The following is a 4,207-nucleotide window of genomic DNA, read 5'->3' as shown; positions in this document are numbered from 1 at the left end:
ACCGCGCCCCCGCCGGTCACGTCACCGGCGGCGTCGCCGTGCTCGCCCGCACCACCGCTTCGCCCGCCACCCGCGACGCCCCGGCCCGAGGCCCCCCGCCCAGCTCAGCGGCGGAAGAAGCCGTCGATGCGCTCCCGCAGCCCCCGTGCGTCCAGGCCGTGTGCCGCGAGGTGCTCGTCCATCTCCCCGTACTTGCGCAGCTCGGCCCGCCCCACTCCGAGACCCAGCACGCGGTGCGGCAGCTCGGCGAGCGCGTCATTGGCGGCGGCCGTGGACGTGCCCGCCAGATACGGCTCGACGATCACCACATCGGCCACCGTGTGAGCACCGACCGCCCGCCGCAGCCCGGCCCCGTCGAACGGGCGCACCGTCGTCGCGTACAGCACCGTCACATCGAGCCCGTCGGTCGCGGCGAGCACGTTGTCGAGCATCGGCCCGACCGCGATCACCACCCCGCCCGTCCCCTCCCGCACCGCGGCGAACCCGGCCCCCTCGCCGACCGGCCGCGCCCGCTCGTTGGACTGCACCGAGAGGCGCACGTACACCCGGCCGTCCCCGGCGGCGGCCTGCCGCAGCAGCACCTCGGCCTCGTCCGGGTGGCCCGGCACATGAACCGTCCAGTCGTCCAGGGTGTCCAGGAGCGCGACATCGCCCGGCGACATATGGGTGAACCCGCCGGCCGGCCAGTCGTACGAAGCCCCGGCGCTCACCAGCACCCCGCCCACTCCCTGGTGACCGAAGTCCAGCTTGACCTGCTCGAACGGCCGCTCCACGAGGAAACTGGCGAAGGTGTGCACGATCGGCCGCAGCCCGGTGAGCGCCATCCCGGCGCCCGCTCCGACCAGCAGCTGTTCCCTGATTCCCACATTGACGACCCGGTCCGGGTGGGCCCGCTGGGCCCGGCCGAAGCCGTCCCGGCTGATCTCGGCCAGGACCAGGGCGAGGCGCGGGTCCTCGTCCAGCAGCTGTGACGTGGTGGAGATGAAGCGATCACGCATCGTGTCCATGCGAAGTGTCCCTCTCGTGTTGCGCAGGCTCGGTGTTCTCGGTCTTCGCCGGTGCGGTCAGTACTTCGGGTCGACGCGCGCGACCACTGCCCGTGGCTGTCCTGGGTGCGGCGCGGTGAAGGCCGCGTACAGCGCCTCGTGGTCCCGTCCGTCGACGGAGCCGACCGACCAGCCCGCCGCCTCGAACCGGGCCGCGATCCCGCCGGGCCGGGCGTACGAAGCCGACGCGTTGTCGATCACCACGGTGTGCAGCTGGTCCAGCCCGGCCGGGCCGGCATAGGCCAGCGCCTCGTGATTGCTGCCCTCGTCCAGCTCGGCATCGCCGATCAGCACCCACACGTGCGGATCGGTGAGCCCCTGAGCCCGCAGACCGAGCACGCTCCCCACGGCCAGCGGCAGCCCGTGCCCCAGGGACCCGCTGCCGATCTCCACCCCCGGCACCAGCATCCGGTCCGGATGGTGCCCGAGCGGTGAGTCGTACGCCCCGAACCCCGGCAGCAGCTCCTCGCCGAAGAACCCGTGCGCGGCCAGGACCGCGTAGTACGCCATCGGCCCGTGCCCCTTGGACAGCAGGAACCGGTCGCGGCCGGGCGCGTCGACGGTGTCTGGCGTCACCCGCAGCACCCGGTCGTACAGCACCCACAGGGCGTCCAGGGTGGAGGTCGCCGCGGGGCCGTGCTTCTCGTCCCCGGTCATCAGGCTCATCAGGCGGTTCATGTCGCGGTATTCGCGCGCCGGTGCGGCTGTGGTGTTCGTCATGGGACAAGCGTTGAACATCAAGCTCGGTTGAGGTCAAGCGGCAAAGGTGTTCGTGACCACCCGCCCGAGTGCGGTATTGTTCTCATGCGCGTTCGGCCAGGGGGAAACCCCAGGTCAGACGGGCATCGGGACGTGGCGCAGCTTGGTAGCGCACTTGACTGGGGGTCAAGGGGTCGCAGGTTCAAATCCTGTCGTCCCGACTTGTGGAAGTCGGATATCGAGGGGCCGTTTCGGAGAAATCCGAAACGGCCCCTCGATCGTTTCCGGGGACCGGTCGAGGGGTCGGGCGCGCGGAGCACGCCGAGGTGGGCGGTGAGTGCGGCGCCGGTCGCGGTGATCCGCGGACGCCACTCGACTCGGCAACATCCCGATTCGGGCCGTTGGTTCGTAGTGGCGTCGCGGTCCCCCTGGCCCTCGCCGTGACCTGGCGACCTGCGGTTCCACTGCCGTCCGCGCACCAAGGGGAATCCGTCGGCTGGGACGGGCGCCGGAGGAAGCCCCGTACGCGGTGGCAGCGACGAGCGCGGGCGCTACCAGCCGGAGGGCTTGGCGGTTCCCATGGCACGGGTGATGGTGATCTCGATGACGACGCGGTTCGGATTGACCCGTGGAGTCTTGTACCGCTCGGTGTAACGGCGTTCGGCGTCGGCGACGGAGGCGGGGTCGTCCTTGACGACGGCCGTGCCTTCGAGGGTGCACCAGCGTCGGCCTTCGGCCTGGCCGACGGCGACGCGGGCCTCGGCGCCGGCGTCGTGGGCGGCACGGATGTTGCGGACCTTCCTGCTGGCACCGTCGCTGATGACACGGGCGATCCGGGTCTCGGGGTCGTACGTGACGCCGACGGGGACGAGGTGAGGGGTGCCGTCGGGCCGGAAGGTGGTCAGGAAGCACGTCCGGCGCTCGCGCCAGAACGTGTCATCCCCGTCAGCGGGCGGGGCGTCGGTACTCAACGGTCGGTCTCCTCGTACGAAGGGTTCGGCTGTCCGGGTTTCGGGTGGGCCTGGACTCGACGTTACGGGAGGGGACCCGACAGGGGTACCGGCCGGTCCACCGGGGCTCCCTCGGCGTCGGCTGCCGGCTCCTCCGCAACCCTCGCTGCCGGATGCGCCTTGGCGAGCGTGCAGACACCGTCCACGCACTGGCGCTCCAGACGGCCGCGGGCGATGGTCTGCGCCAGGCCGACCATCCAGCAGGTGGGGCAGCCGCGGAAGGCGATCAGGGCCAACGGGGCCGCCAGCATCGTGGCCGGGCCGGCTACTGGTACCAGGGCGATCGAGCCGATGATCAGCCCGAAGCCGATGGCACCGCGCCCCAGGTGGCGCGCGACGGACTTGCCGGCGAAGCGCATCTCGGGCGGCGCGGACCGCGCGGTGGCCCGGGCCTTCGCGCCCTGCGCGGCTTTCACGGCATTAGCGGTATTCACGGTCGTGAGTCTCCTCCGACTGGTTGGTCGATGACTTGATCAGGCGCTCATCGGGTGCCTGGTCGGTCGCTGCCAGTGAGTGACGCAGTGCTGCGCGTGCTCGGTGCAGCCGCGACTTCATCGCGGCGCTGCTCAGGCCGAGCGCATGCGCGACGGTCCTGCCGGGCAGGCCCTGAACGTCCCGCATGATCAGGACCTGCCGCTGGTCACGGGGAAGGGCGCTGACCGCGGCCGCGACCCTCTCCACCTCCAGTCTGTGCAGTACCGCGTCCTCGGCGGACGGTTCCGCGGACGCCTCGGGTTCGGCCGACGCCCCGTCGCTCCGCGAGACGAGCAGCCGTACCTGCCGGAGGCATTCGTTGCGCACGATCCGGAACATCCATGAGGCAAGCGCGCCGGTGGCCCGCAAGGTGCCGATCTTCCGGTAGAGGATGATCAGCGCCTCCTGTGCCGCGTCCTCCGCGTCCTGCGGCGAGGCGCACAGCGATATGGCGAACTTGCGCACATGAGGCTGCGATTCCATGACGACGGTGGTGAGCGAAGTGACGTCGCCGTCCTGAGCGGCCTTGATCAGCCGTTCGTCCGGCCAGCGGAAGTGTTGGTTCATCTGCTACTCATTCCCGGAGTGCGCCGCGCGTGCGGGGGCTGGTCAGCTTCGGCTCGTGTAGCGCCGCATCAGGTGCCAGCTGCACGCCCCCACGAGCAGGACTCCGACTACTACGAGGCCGGTGACCATCATTGGTGTTTCCTCCCTGTTCTGCCGGCGCGTTCGGCCGGTACACAGATAAGAGACGGGGAGGTCCGGAGAGGATTCGCCTCCGGCCGAAGTATTTCCGCGGTCCCGCTGGGGGATTCCGGCGCGATGCCGTGGGACCGGGCGCCGGGCCCGGCCGCGCCGCGCCGGCCCCGCCCGCGAACGGCCTGGGCCGGCACGGTCGCTTCCGGGCCGGTGTCCCGGGGGCGACCGGGTTCGGTGCCGGGGCGTAGCCGGTGGGGCGGGTGGTGAACGTGCCCCGGC

5 protein-coding genes and 1 tRNA gene are annotated in these 4,207 nt (G+C 71.3%); 1 reads left to right on the top strand and 5 read right to left on the bottom strand.

The genetic code is table 11. The annotated features are described in order from the left end of the window. Positions 1–104 precede the first annotated feature (104 nt). Entirely contained in the window at positions 105–1,007 is a 903-nt protein-coding gene (locus ABZY11_RS43265) for a transketolase (protein WP_356484432.1), read from the bottom strand. 57 nt (positions 1,008–1,064) lie between these two features. After that, positions 1,065–1,766 (bottom strand): transketolase, encoded by a 702-nt coding sequence (locus tag ABZY11_RS43260; RefSeq protein WP_356484431.1) that lies wholly within the window; start codon positions 1,764–1,766, stop codon positions 1,065–1,067. Positions 1,767–1,892: 126 nt separating this feature from the next. Here ABZY11_RS43260 and ABZY11_RS43255 point away from each other — a divergent pair. Beyond that, positions 1,893–1,966: transfer RNA gene (locus ABZY11_RS43255), tRNA-Pro, on the top strand. Positions 1,967–2,296: 330 nt separating this feature from the next. Here the strand turns inward: ABZY11_RS43255 and ABZY11_RS43250 are convergent. The 3 genes from ABZY11_RS43250 to ABZY11_RS43240 form a co-directional block, all read right to left on the bottom strand. After that, positions 2,297–2,716 (bottom strand): TIGR03618 family F420-dependent PPOX class oxidoreductase, encoded by a 420-nt coding sequence (locus ABZY11_RS43250; protein ID WP_356484430.1) that lies wholly within the window; start codon positions 2,714–2,716, stop codon positions 2,297–2,299. Positions 2,717–2,778: 62 nt separating this feature from the next. Further along, positions 2,779–3,114 carry a hypothetical protein gene (locus ABZY11_RS43245; RefSeq protein ID WP_356484434.1) on the bottom strand — a complete coding sequence of 112 codons (336 nt, stop codon included), beginning with the start codon at positions 3,112–3,114 and terminating at the stop codon, positions 2,779–2,781. Positions 3,115–3,175: 61 nt separating this feature from the next. After that, a complete protein-coding gene (locus ABZY11_RS43240) occupies positions 3,176–3,694 on the bottom strand; it encodes an RNA polymerase sigma factor (protein WP_356484433.1) in 519 nt (172 codons plus the stop codon). Positions 3,695–4,207 lie beyond the last annotated feature (513 nt).

The organism is Streptomyces sp. NPDC006510 (assembly GCF_040611955.1).
In the GTDB taxonomy this organism is placed as follows: Bacteria; Actinomycetota; Actinomycetes; order Streptomycetales; family Streptomycetaceae; genus Streptomyces.
This window is presented reverse-complemented; position numbering and strand designations above follow the sequence as displayed.

What these genes read in the sequence shown, in the direction of transcription:
- ABZY11_RS43260 (WP_356484431.1), bottom strand. Translation starts at nt 1,766, where the DNA reads ATGACGAACACCACAGCCGCACCGGCGCGCGAATACCGCGACATGAAC.
- ABZY11_RS43245 (WP_356484434.1), bottom strand. Translation starts at nt 3,114, where the DNA reads ATGCGCTTCGCCGGCAAGTCCGTCGCGCGCCACCTGGGGCGCGGTGCC.
- ABZY11_RS43265 (WP_356484432.1), bottom strand. Translation starts at nt 1,007, where the DNA reads ATGGACACGATGCGTGATCGCTTCATCTCCACCACGTCACAGCTGCTG.